The organism is Streptomyces katrae, from assembly GCF_000966975.1.
In the GTDB taxonomy this organism is placed as follows: Bacteria; Actinomycetota; Actinomycetes; order Streptomycetales; family Streptomycetaceae; genus Streptomyces; species Streptomyces katrae.
This window is the reverse complement of sequence record NZ_JZWV01000465.1, coordinates 1-14689: the sequence shown is the minus strand read 5'-3', so window position 1 is coordinate 14689 and position 14689 is coordinate 1. Positions and strand designations below refer to the sequence as shown.

Sequence of the window (14689 nt, the reverse complement as noted above, 5' to 3'; positions counted from 1 at the left end):
GAGGCGGAGGCCGAGGCCGACGTGGACCCGCTGCCCGTCCCGCCCGCCCCCGAGGTACCGTCCCCCGCCGCGGCGGCCGGGTCCGGCGAGGCCCCGCCGCCCGTGCGGCCCGACCCGGCGGCCGTCATCCCCTGGGGGGTGCGCGTCGCCGCCGAGGCCAGCTGGCGGCTGCTGCTGCTCGCCGGGATGGTCTGGGTGCTGATGAAGGTGATCAGCGAGGTCCGCCTGGTCGTCCTCGCCTTCGCCGCCGCCCTGCTCGTCACCGCCCTGCTCCAGCCCTTCGTGGTCCGCCTGCGCCGGATCGGGCTGCCGCGGGGCCTCGCCACCGCCGTCACCGCGGTCCTCGGCTTCGTCGTGATCGGACTGGTCGGCTGGTTCGTGGTCTGGCAGGTCATGGAGAACCTCGACGACCTCTCCAACCGGCTGCGCGAGGGCATCAACGAGCTCAAGAGCTGGGCACTGGACAGTCCGTTCCACGTGACCGAGAAGCAGATCAACGACATCGCGAAGAACCTCAGCGAGACCATCGGCACCAACACCGAGGAGATCACCTCCGCCGGCCTGCAGGGCGTGACGGTGCTCGTCGAGGTGCTCACGGGCATGCTCCTCTCGATGTTCTCGACGCTGTTCCTGCTCTACGACGGCCAGAAGATCTGGAACTGGGTCCTCGGCCTGGTCCCGTCCGCCGCCCGCCCCGGCGTCGCCGGAGCCGGTCCGCGCGCCTGGCGCACCCTCACCGCGTACGTGCGCGGGACGGTCCTCGTCGCCCTCATCGACGCCGTCTTCATCGGCCTCGGCCTCTACTTCCTCAAGGTGCCGATGGCGGTGCCGCTCGCCGTGTTCATCTTCCTGTTCGCCTTCATCCCGCTCGTCGGCGCGGTGGTCTCCGGCGCCCTCGCGGTGGTCGTGGCCCTGGTGACCCAGGGGCCGTTCACCGCGCTGATGGTGCTGCTGGTGGTGCTGGCCGTCCAGCAGATCGAGGGGCACGTGCTCCAGCCCTTCATCCTGGGCCGGGCCGTACGGGTCCACCCGCTCGCGGTGGTGCTGTCGGTCGCCGCCGGCGGGATGATCGCGGGGATCGGGGGTGCGGTCGTGGCCGTGCCGCTGGTCGCCGTCACCAACACCGTGGTCGTCTACCTGCGTGCCTACTCGCGCGAGCGGCGTCTCGCGCCCGCCGCCCCGACCGGTCCCGCACCGCACGGGGCCACCGCCGTGGGGTCGGCCGAGCGCGAGGCCCAGGGTTGATCGGCGAGCCCGAGATCGAGGGCGGGTGGGCCACGGAGGCGCCCGCGCGGTTCGCCGACGCCGCCGGCCCGGAGGGGCGTGACGGCTCGTTACGGGCGGCGCCCTGGCGCTGGGCGCTGGGCGGGGCGCTCGTGGCCTCCGCGGTGTTCGCCGGGGTACTGGTCGTGCAGGAACGTTACGGCGAGGCCGGGCCCCCGATCCGCTACCGGCACAGCGAGCAGCTGTGCTCGGAGACCCCGCTGAAGTCGGTCGGCGCCGCCCTCGGCGGCCTGGGCGGCGGCACGCCGGGCCACGGCGAGGGGCCCGCCCTGGACTGGTCGAGCTGCGCCGCCAGTGGCAACCGGGAGGACCAGGCCTTCATGTCCGACGCCCGGGTGATGGTCGAGCTGCACAAGAAGACCGACCCGGGACCGGAGTTCGGCCTGGTGCCGGGGATGGAGGCGTACGGGGTACCCGTGACGTCCGAGAAGGTCTCCGGGCTGGGCGAGCGGGCACTGTTCATCGGGGTGAGGCACTCGCCCCGGCTCCAGGTGCTCGACGGCGGGACGGTGGTCACGCTCACCGTCAGCTGGTGGACCAAGGGCGCCGCGGACCCCGGCGACAAGGTCGACGAGGACGCGGTCAAGGCGGCCATGGTCGAGGACGCGCGCGCCCTGCTGACCCGGCTCAGGAAGTGACCGCCGCCGGAACGCGCCGTGCCCCCGCGGCCGGAGGGGCCGCGGGGGCACGGAGGGTCGTACGGGATCCACCCGTACGGGTGACTACTCGGCGGCGAGGGCCGCTTCGGCGTCGAGGGTGACGGCGACGGCCTGGATCACCGAGGCGATCTTGAAGGCCTCCTGGACCGTCTCGCGGTCCACGCCCGCCTTGCGCAGGACCTGCTCGTGCGAGTCCAGGCACTGGCCGCAGCCGTTGATGGCGGAGACCGCGAGCGACCAGAGCTCGAAGTCCACCTTCTCCACGCCCGGGTTGCCGATGACGTTCATCCGCAGGCCCGCGCGCAGCGTGCCGTACTCCGGGGCGGAGAGAGAGCAGGTGCCGGGTCCGGTAGAAGACGTTGTTCATCGCCATGACCGCGGCGGCGGACTTGGCGGCGTTGTACGCCTCCGGGGACAGCGCGGCCTTGGCCTCGGGCTCCAGCTCACGCAGGACGCGCGGGGAGCGGGCGGCGATCGCGCAGGACAGGACGGTGCCCCACAGCTGCTGCTGGGTCAGCGTGTCCTGGTTGCCGATGACCGAACCGAGGTTCAGCTTCAGGTCCTTGGCGAAGTCCGGTATGGCGGACTTGAGGGCGTCGAGGGACATCCGTCACTCACCGGCCAGCAGGGCGCCGGCGTTCAGGGTCTCGTCGCCCTTGTTCCAGTTGCAGGGGCACAGCTCGTCGGTCTGCAGGGCGTCGAGGACCCGCAGGACCTCCTTGGGGTTACGGCCCACGGAACCGGCGGTCACCATCGAGAACTGGATCTCGTTGTTCGGGTCCACGATGAAGACGGCGCGCTGGGCGAAGCCGTCCTCGCCCTGGATGCCGCAGGCCTGCATCAGCTCGTGCTTGGAGTCGGCCAGCATCGGGAAGGGCAGGTCACGCAGGTCGGCGTGGTCCTTGCGCCAGGCGTGGTGGACGTACTCGGAGTCGCCCGAGATGCCGAGGATCTGGGCGTCACGGTCGAGGAACTCGTCGTTCAGCTTGCCGAACGCCGCGATCTCCGTCGGGCACACGAAAGTGAAGTCGGCCGGCCAGAAGAAGAGGACGCGCCACTTGCCCTCGTAGGTCTTCTGGTCGATCTGCGCGAACTCCTTGCCGGCTTCGAGCGAGACGCAGGCGGTCAGGTCGTAGCTGGGGAACTTGTCACCGACAGTGAGCACGAACTCTCCTTGCGGAATGGAAAATGACCCTTTTGGGGGTTTTCCGAGGGGGTTGGACTGTCTCACATGCTGGCACAGCTGCATTGATTACGGAAATAGCTAGTCTTGTGGTGGGTGATCGGAGGTACCTATCAGTGGCTGTGAGTAGTAGGGGACAGAAGCAGCCGACGCTGGCGCAGCTGCGCGCCTTCGCGGCGGTCGCGGAACACCTGCACTTCCGGGACGCCGCCGCGGCGATCGGCATGAGCCAGCCCGCGCTGTCCGGGGCCGTCTCCGCGCTGGAGGAGGCCCTCGGGGTGCAGCTGCTGGAACGCACCACCCGCAAGGTGCTGCTCTCCCCGGCCGGCGAGCGGATCGCCGTCCGGGCGCGGGGCGTGCTCGACGCGGTGGGCGGGCTGCTGGAGGAGGCCGAGGCGGTACGGGCCCCCTTCACCGGGGTGCTGCGCCTCGGGGTGATCCCGACGGTCGCCCCCTACCTGCTGCCCACCGTGCTCGGGCTCTTCCACCGCCGCTACCCTCGCATGGACCTCCAGGTCCACGAGGAGCAGACGGCCTCCCTGCTGGAGGGGCTGGCCGCCGGACGGCTCGACCTGCTGCTGCTCGCGGTCCCGCTGGGCGTGCCCGGGGTGTGCGAACTCCCGCTCTTCGACGAGGACTTCGTGCTGCTGGCCCCCCGCGAGCACCCGCTGGCCGGGCGGCGGGACATCCCGCGCGAGGAACTGCGGGGCCTGCAGCTGCTGTTGCTGGACGAGGGGCACTGCCTGCGCGACCAGGCCCTGGACATCTGCCGGGAGGCCGGCCGCACCGCCGGGGCGGACGTCACCACCACCGCCGCCGGGCTGTCCACGCTGGTCCAGCTGGTCGCCGGGGGCCTCGGGGTGACCCTCCTGCCGCGCACCGCGTTGCGGCTGGAGACGGCCCGCAACGAGGCCCTGGCCACCGGCTACTTCGCCGAGCCGGCCCCCTCGCGGCGGATCGCCCTGGCCATGCGGACCGGGACCGCCCGGCAGGAGGAGTTCCGCGCCATCGCGGCCGCGCTGCGCGAGGCGGTGCGCCCGCTGCCGGTGTGGCCCACCGACTGAGGGGGCCGTCCGGGAGCGGGCGCATGGGGGAGCGGGCGCGCGGGGGACGGGCGCGCCGGCCCCGCGCGGGTCACTCCGTCCGCAGGCCGTCCGGGCGCATCATGCGCAGCAGGGGCGGCAGGGTCAGCAGGGTGACCAGCGCGACCACGCCCACCCCGGCCCCGGCCAGGGCCAGGACGGAGGTCCAGTCGACGTGCACCGGCCGGCCCGCGACCCACAGCAGGGCCGACCCGAGGGCGAGGCCGGTGCCGGTCGCGAGCGAGAGCCCGAGCGCGATCGGCAGGGCCGTCTGCCACAGCACGGACAGGCCCAGCGTGCCGCGCGGGGTGCCGAAGGCGACCAGCGCGGCCAGCAGGCGCCGCCGCTCGCGCAGCTGCTCCAGCTGCGACACCAGCATGCTCGTCCCGATGAGCACGAGCAGGGCCGCGGCGCCGAAGAAGAGCCCGGTCCGGATCGCCGCGTACGAGGTGTCCTCGGAACTCTCGCGCAGGGTGGTCGCCTTCGCGAGGGGCTCCGCCCGGAACACCGCCGTGCGGATCCTGTCGAGGGTGTCGGGCCGGGACTCGTCGGTCTGGAGGTAGACCTGGGCGGTGGGCCAGCTGCCCATCTCCCGGGGGGCGGCCGACGGGGTGACGAGCACTCCCTCGCGGAGGTCGCCCATCGGGTCCGGGACGGCCCGCACCGTACGGGCGCCCGCCGGGACGGCCCACTCGACGGGCTTCTGCGCGGGCAGTTCCCGGGCGCCGAACGAGGTGATGTTGCCCGCGTAGAGCCGCTCGCCGGGTACGGGGGCGAGGGGTTCACCGGTGGGGGAGAGCCCGCCGCCGGACAGGACGAAGGCGTCGCCCTCGGCGCAGGCCCCGATGTCGGCGACCTCTCGCAGCGCGTCGCAGGTGCCGATGGTCCCGCGGATGGTCTGCCCGTCGGCCGGTGTGCTGCGCGCCGCCTGGAAGCCGGTCAGCGGTACGGCGCGGACGACGCCCGGGGTCGCGGCGAGTTCGCGGGCGAGGGCATCGAGGCGCGATTCGGTGCCCATGTGCATCATGACGGACACGGCCGCGCGGCCGGGATCCTGGCCGGTGGGCCGCTCGTAGTCCTCCTCGACGCCGGTGAAGACCATCTGGAGGGCGATGGCACCGGCCACCGCCACCGCGGCGGGGACGGTGACGGCCACGGCGGCCGCCGGGACCGCCAGCGCCACGAGCAGCAGGAGCCACGCGGAGGGGTCCAGGTCCTCCGGGAAGACGCTGCGCTGCTGGAAGGAGAGGGATCCGACGAGGCTGCGGCCGGCCAGGAAGAAGCCCGCGCCGAGCACCAGCCCGACCAGTGCCCCGGACAGGGCCTCGCCGGCCGCGATCCGGCGTACCGTGCGCCCGTCGGCGCCCACCAGTCGCAGTGCGGCGAGCCGCTGGTCGCGCCGCTCCCCGCCGAAGCGGACGGCGGCGGCGATGAAGACGGCGACGGGCGTCAGCAGTGCGACGAAGGCCAGGACGACGAGCAGCATCAGCCCCGGGCCGAGTGCCCGGGGCTCCCGGTCCCCCGCGAAGGCGGTGATCCGCTGGATCCGGTACTCGCCCGGCCCGCCCCTCTGCAGGCTGTCGCTGCCCAGGTAGAAGAGGAGTTCGGCCGGACCGGTCAGGCCCCGGTCGGCGACGGTCGCGGTGATCCGGGCGCCGAGGCGCTCGCGCAGGTCCGCCCCCTCGGGGGAGGCCAGCAGCCGCTCCAGGGCGGGGGAGACCGCCATCTCGCCGGCCTTCGGGAGGGCCTTCAGCCCCGGTGGCACGGGTGCGTCCGGGCCCTCCGCGCGCAGCAACCGGCCGCCGATGTCCTGGTGGCGGTACGTCTGGTCGACGCGGGCGACCAGCAGGGTGTCCCGGCCGGGGGCGTCGGCCGTGGTGGCGCCCAGCAGGGAGCGGGCGTCCTCGCGTTCGTGGCGGTCGGTCAGCGCCCCCGGTACCGCGGTGCCGATGAGCAGCAGGGCGACGCCGAGTCCGACGCCGACCCCGGTGAGCAGGGTGCGGGTCCAGCCCTGGCGTCCGCCGCCGAAGGCGAAGCGGGCCCCGAGGGAGAGGTCCCGGGCCCAGGCCCGGAGCGTGTTCATATGGCGCGCTCCATGTCCCGGGAGCGGCCGTCGCGCACGACGATCTCCCGGTCGGAGTAGGCGGCCACCCGGGTCTCGTGGGTGACCAGGACGACGGCGGCGCTCGCGGCCCGGGCGGCCTCGGTGAGCAGCTGCATCACCAGTTCGCCGTTGAGGGAGTCCAGGGCGCCGGTGGGCTCGTCCGCGAAGACCACCCGGGGGCGGGTGACCAGGGCGCGGGCCACGGCCACGCGCTGGCCCTGGCCGCCGCTGACCTCGCCGGGGCGCTTGGCGCCGACGTCCTCGACCTGGAGCCGCTCCATCCAGCCCAGGGCGGTGGCCTCGGCCTCCTTGCGCCTGACCCCCGCCAGGCGCAGCGGCAGGGCGACGTTCTCCACGCAGGTCAACTCGGGGACGAGCTGGCCGAACTGGAAGACGAAGCCGAACTGGCTGCGGCGCAGGGCGCTGCGCTCGGCGTCGCCCAGGGCGGTGAGGTCGCGGCCGTCGTAGGTGACGGTGCCGGCGTCGGGCGCGACGATCCCGGCGAGGCAGTGCAGGAGCGTCGACTTGCCGGAGCCGGAGGGGCCCATGACGGCGACTACCTCGCCGGGGTGGATGGAGAAGGCGGCGTCGTCGAGGGCCTTGGTGGTGCCGTACGCCTTGCACAGGCCGGTGGCCACGAGGAGGGAGCCGGCGGGGGTCATCGGCGCACCTCCCGGGCGAGCTGGTCCAGGCGGGCGGAGGTGAGTTCGAGCCAGCGCAGGTCGGCCTCCAGGTGGAACAGGGCGTGGTCGCAGACCAGCTGGTCGGCGAGGTCGCCCTTGCGCTTGCGCTGGGTCAGGATGCGCATCAGGCGCAGGTGTTCGGCGCGCTGGGTGTCGAGCAGGCCGCTCGCGCTGCGGCCGGTGAGCAGGGCGAGGACCACCTTCGTGTAGAGGGTGGAGTGGAGGTAGGGCTCCGGCTTCTCGGGCTCGGAGAGCCAGTGTGCGACGTCGGTGATCCCGGCGTCGGTGATGGCGTACCGCTTGCGGTCGGGACCGCCGCCGCTCTCGATCCCGTCGACCTCGACGAGGCCGTTCTTCAGGAGGCGGGACATGGTCGAGTAGACCTGCCCGTAGGCGAGCGGGCGGTCGTGGCCGAAGTTCTCGTCGAAGGCGCGCTTGAGGTCGTAGCCGTGGCGCGGGCCGGCCTCCAGGAGGCCGAGCAGGGTGTGGCCGATGGACATGGCGGTGACTATACACGGGGTGTATACGCACGGTGTATAGATCGAGGGGATGGTGGGTTTTCCCAGGTGGGAGCGATGGCGGACGGAAAGCGCCCGGGCGCGGTGGTCGCGCCCGGGCGGGGCCGGGGTGTGGCGGGGCGGTGGCGGTCAGGTGTCCCGGCCGGTGCGGGGCCGGCCGCGGGGCGGGATCGGGGCGGCGCCGCCGGGGAGGCGGCCCGCTTCGGACAGGGCCCGGCGCAGCAGGAACTCGATCTGCGCGTTCGCGCTGCGCAGCTCCTCGCCGGCCCAGCGCGCGAGGGCGTCGTACACCTGCGGGTCGAGCCGCAGCAGCACCTGCTTGCGCGGCTCCCGTCCGGCCCGGGCGGGCCTGGGCTCGGACGGGTCCCGGTCGCCCGTGGAGGTCACTGGTAAAGGGTGCCCGTGTTGATGACCGGGGTGGCCGCGCGGTCGCCGCACAGGACCACCATCAGGTTGGAGACCATGGAGGCCTTCCGCTCCGGGTCCAGGTCCAGGTCCACGATCTCCTCCTCGGCCAGCCGGGTCAGCGCGAGCTCCACCATGCCCACCGCACCCTCGACGATCTGCTTGCGCGCCGCCACGACCGCACCGGCCTGCTGGCGCTGGAGCATCGCGGAGGCGATCTCCGGAGCGTACGCGAGGTGGGTGAAGCGGGACTCGATGATCTCGACGCCCGCCGCCTCGACCCGGGTGGCCAGCTCGGCCGCGAGCTTCTCGGTGATCTCCTCGGCGTTGCCGCGCAGCGAGAGCCCGCCCTCCTCGTGCGCGTCGTAGGGGTACTCGATCGCGATGTGCCGGACGGCGGCCTCGGTCTGCGTCTCGACGAACTCGGTGAAGTCCTCGACCTCGAAGACGGCCCGCGCGGTGTCGGCGACCCGCCACACCACGACCGCCGCCAGTTCGATGGGGTTGCCGTAGGCGTCGTTGACCTTCAGTACGGCCGTCTCGTGGTTGCGGACCCGGGTGGAGATCTTCTCCCGCGAGGTCAGCGGGTTGACCCAGCGCAGTCCGTCCGTACGGATCGTCCCCCGGTAGCGGCCGAACAGCTGGACCACGCGGGCCTCGCCCGGGGCCACGGTGTTCAGCCCGCTCATGGCCATCACCGAGGCGAGCACCACGAGGACGCCGAGGGGGATCAGGGTCGCCTTCGTCGCCGTCGCGGCCATCGAGGCGCCGAGGAAGATCAGGCCCGCCCCGAGCACCATCCCCACCAGCCCCGACAGCAGCGCGAGCCCGCCGCCGACACTGCGCGCCGCGAACTCCCGTACGTCTGCCGCTTGTTCGGTCGATCCTGCGACTGTCATGGATTACCCCCGTTTGGTCCGTCGCGTCCGGTCCGGGTCGACCGGATCGCCTAGCAAAGTGATATCACTTTTTGCGATGACCGCAACCCATCCGGCATCGTGAGCGTCGGTTCCATTGGAGTGGGTGCTGATTCTCACGTCCGAATTGACCGGTATTGATCAGGGTTAGTCAACCTTTGTCACAGCCTGCGGTGTTAGTTTTCTGAGCTGACGTCGGGGGGGTAATCGAGCGGAGCGGGAGCGATGGGCCGAGCAGATGCGCGACGGGCGCAGCAGCAGCGCGGAGGGCGGAAGGCGCCGACCGGGCGCGCCGCCGGGCGTGCGGGCAAGCCGACCGGGAAGAAGCGCAGCGGCATACGTCGCTTCCTGAACTGGAAGACGATCCTCGGGACCTTCCTCGGCGGGATCCTGCTCCTCATAGCCGGAGCCTTCGCCCTCTACTTCTCCGTGGACGAGCCGACCGACCCCAACAAGACGGCGGTCCTGCAGAGCAACACGTTCAAGTGGGCCGACGGGTCGGTCATGACCCGCACCGGCAAGATGAACCGCGAGATCGTCTCGATCGACAAGATCCCCGAGGACGTGCGGACGGCCTTCATCGCGATCGAGAACAAGACCTTCTACAAGGACCGCGGTGTCGACTTCGTGGGCATCGCCCGCGGCGCCTTCAACACCCTGCGCGGCAAGGGCACGGCCGGCGGTTCGACGATCACCCAGCAGTACGTCAAGAACTACTACCTGACCCAGGACCAGTCGGCGACCCGCAAGCTCCGCGAGATGGTGATCTCCCTCAAGGTCGACCAGCGCATGGAGAAGGACGACATCCTCGCCGGCTACCTGAACACCAACTTCTACGGCCGCAACGCCTACGGCATCCAGGCCGCGGCCCAGGCCTACTACGGCGTGGACTCCGACAAGCTGACCCTGGAGCAGGGCGCCTACCTGGCCTCGGTGATCCAGGCGCCCAGCCAGTACGACCTGGCGACGGCGGGCCCCAACGGCCGGCGGCTGGTCACCATCCGCTTCAACGCCGTCCTCGACAACATGGTCGAGATGGGCAAGCTGGACAAGGCCAAGCGCGACACCCTGCACCTTCCGGAGCCCATCAAGCCCAAGCCGCAGCCGGGCATGGACGGCCAGAAGGGCTACCTGATCCAGGCCGCCAAGCAGGAGCTGAGCCGCCAGGGCGTCAAGGAGGCCGACATCGCGGCCGGCGGCTGGACGATCACCCTCAACATCGACAAGAAGAAGCAGGCGGCGCTGGAGAAGGCCGTCCAGGACGAGCTGGAGTCCAAGCTCGACCGCAAGGACGTCAAGGACCGTCCGCAGGACCAGAGCGTCCAGGCCGGCGCCACCTCCGTGGACGCCAAGACCGGGAACATCGTCGCCATGTACGGCGGCGTGGGCCTGGCCGAGAAGGCCGAGAGCAACGCCCTGCGCACCGACTACCAGCCGGGCTCCACCTTCAAGCCGATCGTGCTGGCCACCGCCCTGGAGACCGGGGCGAAGACCCAGGACGGCCGCCCGATCACCCCGAACGCCCTCTACGACGGCACCAGCAAGCGCCCCGTGGTCGGCAGCGACACTCCCTTCGCCCCGCAGAACCAGGACGACATCAACTACGGCGACCCGATGCTCACGGTCCAGGAGGCCACCAACTCCTCCGTGAACTCCGTGTACGCCCAGATGATCGTGGACGCCAAGCCGCAGGAGGTGAAGAAGACCGCCATCGCCCTCGGCATGAAGGACCGCGACGGCTGGCCCGCCGACAAGCCCGCCATGTCGCTCGGCACGATGAGCGCCAACACCGTGGAGATGGCCGGGGTCTACGCCACCTTCGGAAACCACGGCAAGAAGGTCACCCCGACCATCGTCAAGAGCGCCGAGCACGTGGACGCCGACCACAAGCCGCTCAGCCCCTTCGGCGCCCAGGTCATCAAGCGCGAGACCGCGGACACCGTCACCAAGGTCCTGACCGGCGTGGTCCAGGACGGTTCCGGCAAGGCCGTGCGCAGCGACGCCTACCAGGCCGCCGGCAAGACCGGTACCACCGAGTCCAACGTGGCCGCCTGGTTCACCGGCTACACCCCGGAGCTCGTCACCGTCGTCGCCATGTTCGGTGAGGACCCGAACTCGCACGCCCAGGTCACCCTGACCGGTACGGCCGGCAAGGGCCGCGCGGGTGGTTCCAGCTTCCCCGCCCAGATCTGGCAGGCGTACACCACCGCCGTGCTCTCGGGCGTCAAGACGGGCGAGTTCGACCTGTCGGACGCGAACATGGGCACCCCGGTCGGCCCGACCCGCACCGCGGTCCCGTCCACCGGCCCGACCGGCTCCGTCAGCCCGACGCCGTCCAGCTCCGGCACCCGCCCCACGGGCAGCCCGGACCCCTCGGGCAGCGGTACCGGCAAGCCGGACCCGACCTCGTCGACGAAGAACCCGACCCCGCCGACGAAGAACCCGACACCCCCGACGGGTGACCCGCAGCCGCCGACGAAGAAGCCGACGCCGCCGCCCCTGTTCCCCGAGGCGCCCCAGCAGTAGGCAGGAGTACGAGAACACCGCCGCCCCGCAGCCTTCCGGCTGCGGGGCGGCGGTGTTCCTCGTCCTGTACGGCGATCAGCGCCGGTCGTGCGCCGCCGGCAGCGACAGCTCGAACCAGACCACCTTGCCGCTGCTCAGCCGGGTCGCGCCCCAGCGCCGCGCCAGGCGGTTGACCAGGAACAGGCCGCGCCCGCCCTCGTCGGTCTCCCGCGCCCGGCGCTGGCGGGGCAGTTGCGGGGAGTCGTCGCCGACCTCGCAGCGCAGTACGTGCAGCGCAGTACGTCCGTGCGCAGCAGGCGCAGGGTCACGGGCCGCTCGGCGTACCGGACGGCGTTGGTGACCACCTCGCTGACCAGCAGCTCCAGTGAATCGCTCAGCTCCTCCAGGCCCCAGCGGGCCAGGGCGCGCCGGGCGAACCGGCGGGCCCGGCCCGGAGCGGTCTCCTCCGGGTCGAGGAACCAGTACGCCACGTCGCTGGGCGCGATCCCCTCGAAGCGGGCCGCGAGCAGGGCGATGTCGTCGTCCCGGTCGCCCGGGCCGAGCATGTCCAGCACGTCGTCGCAGAGGGCCTCCAGCGGAGGCGAGTGGTCCAGCCCGGTCAGCTGCGCGGTGGTGGCGAGCCGTTCGCGCAGCTGGTCGATGCCCGTCCACACGTCCCGCAGCCGGGACTCCACCAGCCCGTCGGTGTACAGCAGCAGCGTGGCCCCGGCCGGGGCGTCCAGCTCCACGGCCTCGAAGTCCACCCCGCCGACCCCGATCGGGGCGCCCGGCGGGACCCGCAGCACCTCGGCGCGGCCGCCCAGGTGCAGCAGGACCGGAGGCGGGTGGCCGGCGTTGGCGATCGTGATCCGGTGCGAGACCGGGTCGTAGACCGCGTACAGGCAGGTGGCCATCCGGTCGGAGCCGAGCCGCTGGGCCTGCTCGTCCAGGTGGTGCAGCACCTCGGCCGGCGGCAGGTCCAGCTGGGCCAGGGTCTGCGCGGTGGTGCGCAGCTGGCCCATGATCGCGGCGGAGGTCATGGAGTGGCCCATGACGTCGCCGACGACCAGGGCGACCCGGCTGCCGGGCAGCGGTATGGCGTCGTACCAGTCGCCGCCCACCCGGGCCGTCTCGGCGGCGGGCAGGTAGCGCGAGGCGAGCCGCACCCCGGTGGGCTGGGGCAGCCCGTCGGGCAGCATCGTGCGCTGGAGTTCGTCGGCGATGTAGGCCTCGCGGCCGTAGAGCACGGCCTTGTCGATGCCGAGCGCGGTGTGCGTGGCCAGCTGGGCGGCGACGAGCAGGTCGTTGGTCTCGAAGGAGTCCCGGTCCGGGGTGCGCAGGAACACCGCCGCGCCGATCACGCGGCGGCGGCCGCGCAGCGGGGCCAGGATGGCCCGCTGCCCGCGCGGCACCGGGTGGTCGGAGCCCAGCAGTTCGGGCAGCGCGTCCCGGGCGCCGGGAGCCGACCCGAACACGGGCCGGACACCGCGCAGCACCTCGGCGAGGGCACCGCCGGGCCGGATCTCGCACAGCTCCGCCGCGGGCAGGTCACCCTGCGGGCCGACCAGCGGCAGCTGGCTGAAGTCGAGTTCGCCGGCGCCCCCCGCGGCCCCGGACCCCTCGCCGCCGTCGGCCAGGCCCAGATCGTCGATCGGCCGGAGCCGGTCGGTGCGGCGCAGCCTTAAAACGACCGGGCCGACGGGCCGCTCGTCGCCGACGGGCAGCGGGTCGCGCAGGTAGACGAGGATGGCGTCGGAGAAGGTGGGCACGGTCGCCCGGCACAGGCCGAGCACGATCTCGTCGAGGTCGATGCCGCGGGCGATCCGGCGCGTGGCGGCGCCGACGAACCGCAGCCGGTCGCCCTCGCGCCGGGCCACGCCCGCCTCGGCGGGGCCGCTGCCCTGGCCGCCCGCCGCCGTGGCCGTCGCCGTGGCGGTGGCCGGTATCGCCGGAGTCCCGGCCGCCGGGCCCTGGGCGTCCTCGGTCCGGCCCGCGTTGCGGGCGGCCTCGCCGTCACGGGTCCGGGCGCCCCCGTCGCCGGAGTCCGCCGGGCCGTGCCCGGAGGAGCCGTCGCCCGCGGTGCCGCGCGGCCGCGGGAAATCGGCATGCGTGCGTACGGCCTCGGCGGCCGCGATGGGGGCCTTGCCGTGGCCGAGCTCGTCCGTACCTCCGCCGGGGGCGACGGTGGGCTGCGGGCCCTCCTGGGAGGTGGGGTACTCCGTCACGCGTGGAATTCCGTCCGTTTGCGCTCGATGTGCGCTGCACTCAACTCGGTCAGTCGCGGTATACCCGCTCAGCGGCGGGGGCACCACCACCCCCGGATTCCGCGTCCCGCTCGTTACCTTTCTTTCCGCGTCGACCTCCGGTCAAGTCCCGGTCGCCGCAGGTCATTTACGGGTGCGGGACCAGGAGGGCCCCCCGCGTACGACCGGCGGAGGACGATCCTACGTTTGAACCCCGGGGGCGCATCAAGGGTCTCATGACGTCATATGCGCCGGGGTTCGGTCCCAGCCCTCGGGTAGAACCGGAACTTCCCAGGCCGGATCGGGCCTCCAGTTCTCCCAGCCGTCGCCGAACGGCGGCCCCCAGGCCTTGACGACCTCCAGTGCCGCGCGGCCCGCCTCCTCCACCTGCCGGGCCTGTTCGGCGCCGATCAGCCCGATCCGCCGCGCCTGCGCGAACTCGTCCTCGTCCCGCCACTTCCAGCTGCGGTCGGGGTAGACGGAGATGTCGAGGAAGTGGTCCACCGAGTCCACGCCGCCCGACCAGCGGGTGCGCGGCTCCTCCAGGTTCACGTACCAGTTCTTGAACAGCCAGCCGTGGTCCCAGAACAGCCACACCGACCAGGGCTCCGCGGGCCGGGCCAGCTTGAGCACCCCGGCACCGAACCAGTGCGCCCGTACGGTGGTGCGCGGCGCGGTGTAGCGGGTGGCGAGGGGCTCCTCGTGCACCGGGGTGCCGTCGGCGAGCACGGGCTTGACGCATTCGGTGCCGGGCGCCATCCACACCGCGAGCAGTTCGTCGGTGTCCTGGACGACGGTCACCGGGCGGGCGATGTGGACCGGCCCCTTCCGTCCGGGGGCGTGGTCGCGGTAGCGCCAGAGGATCTGCGCCCCGGGTGCCCAGTGCGCACCCTGCGTCCCGCCCGGCGCGGCGGGACCCGCCGCGCCGGCGCCGGGCCTGGAAGTACCTGTCATGCGCAGATCTTAGGGCGGCGTCCCTCCGAGTTGCTGCGGTGCAGGTCACGGAGGTGTTAGGAGGGTGTAAACGACCGGATTCAGTCGCTGTGCGGAAGGCCGGGGGGAGGGGTGGCGGCGGGTCGGGGGCAGGTCAGGGGCGGGTCATGCGC

11 protein-coding genes and 2 pseudogenes are annotated in these 14689 nt (G+C 72.7%); 4 read left to right on the top strand and 9 right to left on the bottom strand.

Features of this window, described 5'->3' with window-relative positions:
• Both VR44_RS17450 and VR44_RS17445 read left to right on the top strand, forming a co-directional pair.
• Positions 1-1245 (top strand): AI-2E family transporter (locus VR44_RS17450; protein ID WP_045948437.1); only part of this gene is annotated, 1245 nt, incomplete at its 5' end.
• On the top strand, positions 1242-1922 hold the full coding sequence (locus tag VR44_RS17445; RefSeq protein ID WP_045948436.1) for a hypothetical protein: 681 nt from the start codon (positions 1242-1244) through the stop codon (positions 1920-1922). The genes VR44_RS17450 and VR44_RS17445, both read left to right, overlap by 4 nt.
• Before the next feature lie 84 nt (positions 1923-2006).
• Here the strand turns inward: VR44_RS17445 and VR44_RS17440 are convergent.
• Positions 2007-2550 (bottom strand): annotated as a pseudogene (locus VR44_RS17440) (alkyl hydroperoxide reductase).
• A gap of 3 nt (positions 2551-2553) precedes the next feature.
• Positions 2554-3108 carry a peroxiredoxin gene (locus VR44_RS17435; protein ID WP_045948435.1) on the bottom strand — a complete coding sequence of 185 codons (555 nt, stop codon included), beginning with the start codon at positions 3106-3108 and terminating at the stop codon, positions 2554-2556.
• 134 nt (positions 3109-3242) lie between these two features.
• Here VR44_RS17435 and VR44_RS17430 point away from each other — a divergent pair, with 134 nt between their 5' ends.
• Positions 3243-4190: a hydrogen peroxide-inducible genes activator gene (locus VR44_RS17430; protein WP_045948434.1), complete on the top strand. Its 948-nt coding sequence runs from the start codon at positions 3243-3245 to the stop codon at positions 4188-4190.
• A gap of 70 nt (positions 4191-4260) precedes the next feature.
• Here VR44_RS17430 and VR44_RS17425 read toward each other — a convergent pair whose 3' ends face one another.
• The 5 genes from VR44_RS17425 to VR44_RS17405 form a co-directional block, all read right to left on the bottom strand.
• Positions 4261-6291 carry an FtsX-like permease family protein gene (locus tag VR44_RS17425; RefSeq protein ID WP_045948433.1) on the bottom strand — a complete coding sequence of 677 codons (2031 nt, stop codon included), beginning with the start codon at positions 6289-6291 and terminating at the stop codon, positions 4261-4263.
• Positions 6288-6974 carry an ABC transporter ATP-binding protein gene (locus VR44_RS17420; protein WP_045948432.1) on the bottom strand — a complete coding sequence of 229 codons (687 nt, stop codon included), beginning with the start codon at positions 6972-6974 and terminating at the stop codon, positions 6288-6290. The genes VR44_RS17425 and VR44_RS17420 overlap by 4 nt, the downstream gene beginning before the upstream one ends.
• Positions 6971-7495, bottom strand: coding sequence for a PadR family transcriptional regulator (locus VR44_RS17415; protein WP_045948431.1), 525 nt, complete (start codon positions 7493-7495; stop codon positions 6971-6973). The genes VR44_RS17420 and VR44_RS17415 overlap by 4 nt, the downstream gene beginning before the upstream one ends.
• Positions 7496-7642: 147 nt before the next feature.
• The gene (locus tag VR44_RS17410) at positions 7643-7900 is read right to left on the bottom strand and encodes a type II toxin-antitoxin system antitoxin (protein WP_045948430.1); all 258 of its coding nucleotides are present in this window, start codon (positions 7898-7900) and stop codon (positions 7643-7645) included.
• Positions 7897-8817, bottom strand: a complete 921-nt coding sequence (locus VR44_RS17405; RefSeq protein WP_045948429.1) for an SPFH domain-containing protein — start codon at positions 8815-8817, stop codon at positions 7897-7899. The genes VR44_RS17410 and VR44_RS17405 overlap by 4 nt, the downstream gene beginning before the upstream one ends.
• A 243-nt stretch (positions 8818-9060) precedes the next feature.
• Between VR44_RS17405 and VR44_RS17400 the strand changes: the two genes are divergently transcribed.
• Positions 9061-11361 (top strand): transglycosylase domain-containing protein, encoded by a 2301-nt coding sequence (locus VR44_RS17400; protein ID WP_052713662.1) that lies wholly within the window; start codon positions 9061-9063, stop codon positions 11359-11361.
• A 75-nt stretch (positions 11362-11436) separates the two neighbouring features.
• Here VR44_RS17400 and VR44_RS17395 read toward each other — a convergent pair.
• Together VR44_RS17395 and fomD are read right to left on the bottom strand one after the other, a co-directional pair.
• Positions 11437-13286: pseudogene (locus VR44_RS17395) on the bottom strand (SpoIIE family protein phosphatase).
• Between the two features lie 531 nt (positions 13287-13817).
• Positions 13818-14537, bottom strand: a complete 720-nt coding sequence (gene fomD, locus VR44_RS17390; RefSeq protein WP_045948428.1) for a cytidylyl-2-hydroxypropylphosphonate hydrolase — start codon at positions 14535-14537, stop codon at positions 13818-13820.
• Positions 14538-14689: the final 152 nt, after the last annotated feature.

What these genes read in the sequence shown, in the direction of transcription:
- VR44_RS17425 (WP_045948433.1), bottom strand. Translation starts at nt 6,291, where the DNA reads ATGAACACGCTCCGGGCCTGGGCCCGGGACCTCTCCCTCGGGGCCCGC.
- VR44_RS17415 (WP_045948431.1), bottom strand. Translation starts at nt 7,495, where the DNA reads ATGTCCATCGGCCACACCCTGCTCGGCCTCCTGGAGGCCGGCCCGCGC.
- VR44_RS17400 (WP_052713662.1), top strand. Translation starts at nt 9,061, where the DNA reads ATGGGCCGAGCAGATGCGCGACGGGCGCAGCAGCAGCGCGGAGGGCGG.
- VR44_RS17405 (WP_045948429.1), bottom strand. Translation starts at nt 8,817, where the DNA reads ATGACAGTCGCAGGATCGACCGAACAAGCGGCAGACGTACGGGAGTTC.
- fomD (WP_045948428.1), bottom strand. Translation starts at nt 14,537, where the DNA reads ATGACAGGTACTTCCAGGCCCGGCGCCGGCGCGGCGGGTCCCGCCGCG.
- VR44_RS17420 (WP_045948432.1), bottom strand. Translation starts at nt 6,974, where the DNA reads ATGACCCCCGCCGGCTCCCTCCTCGTGGCCACCGGCCTGTGCAAGGCG.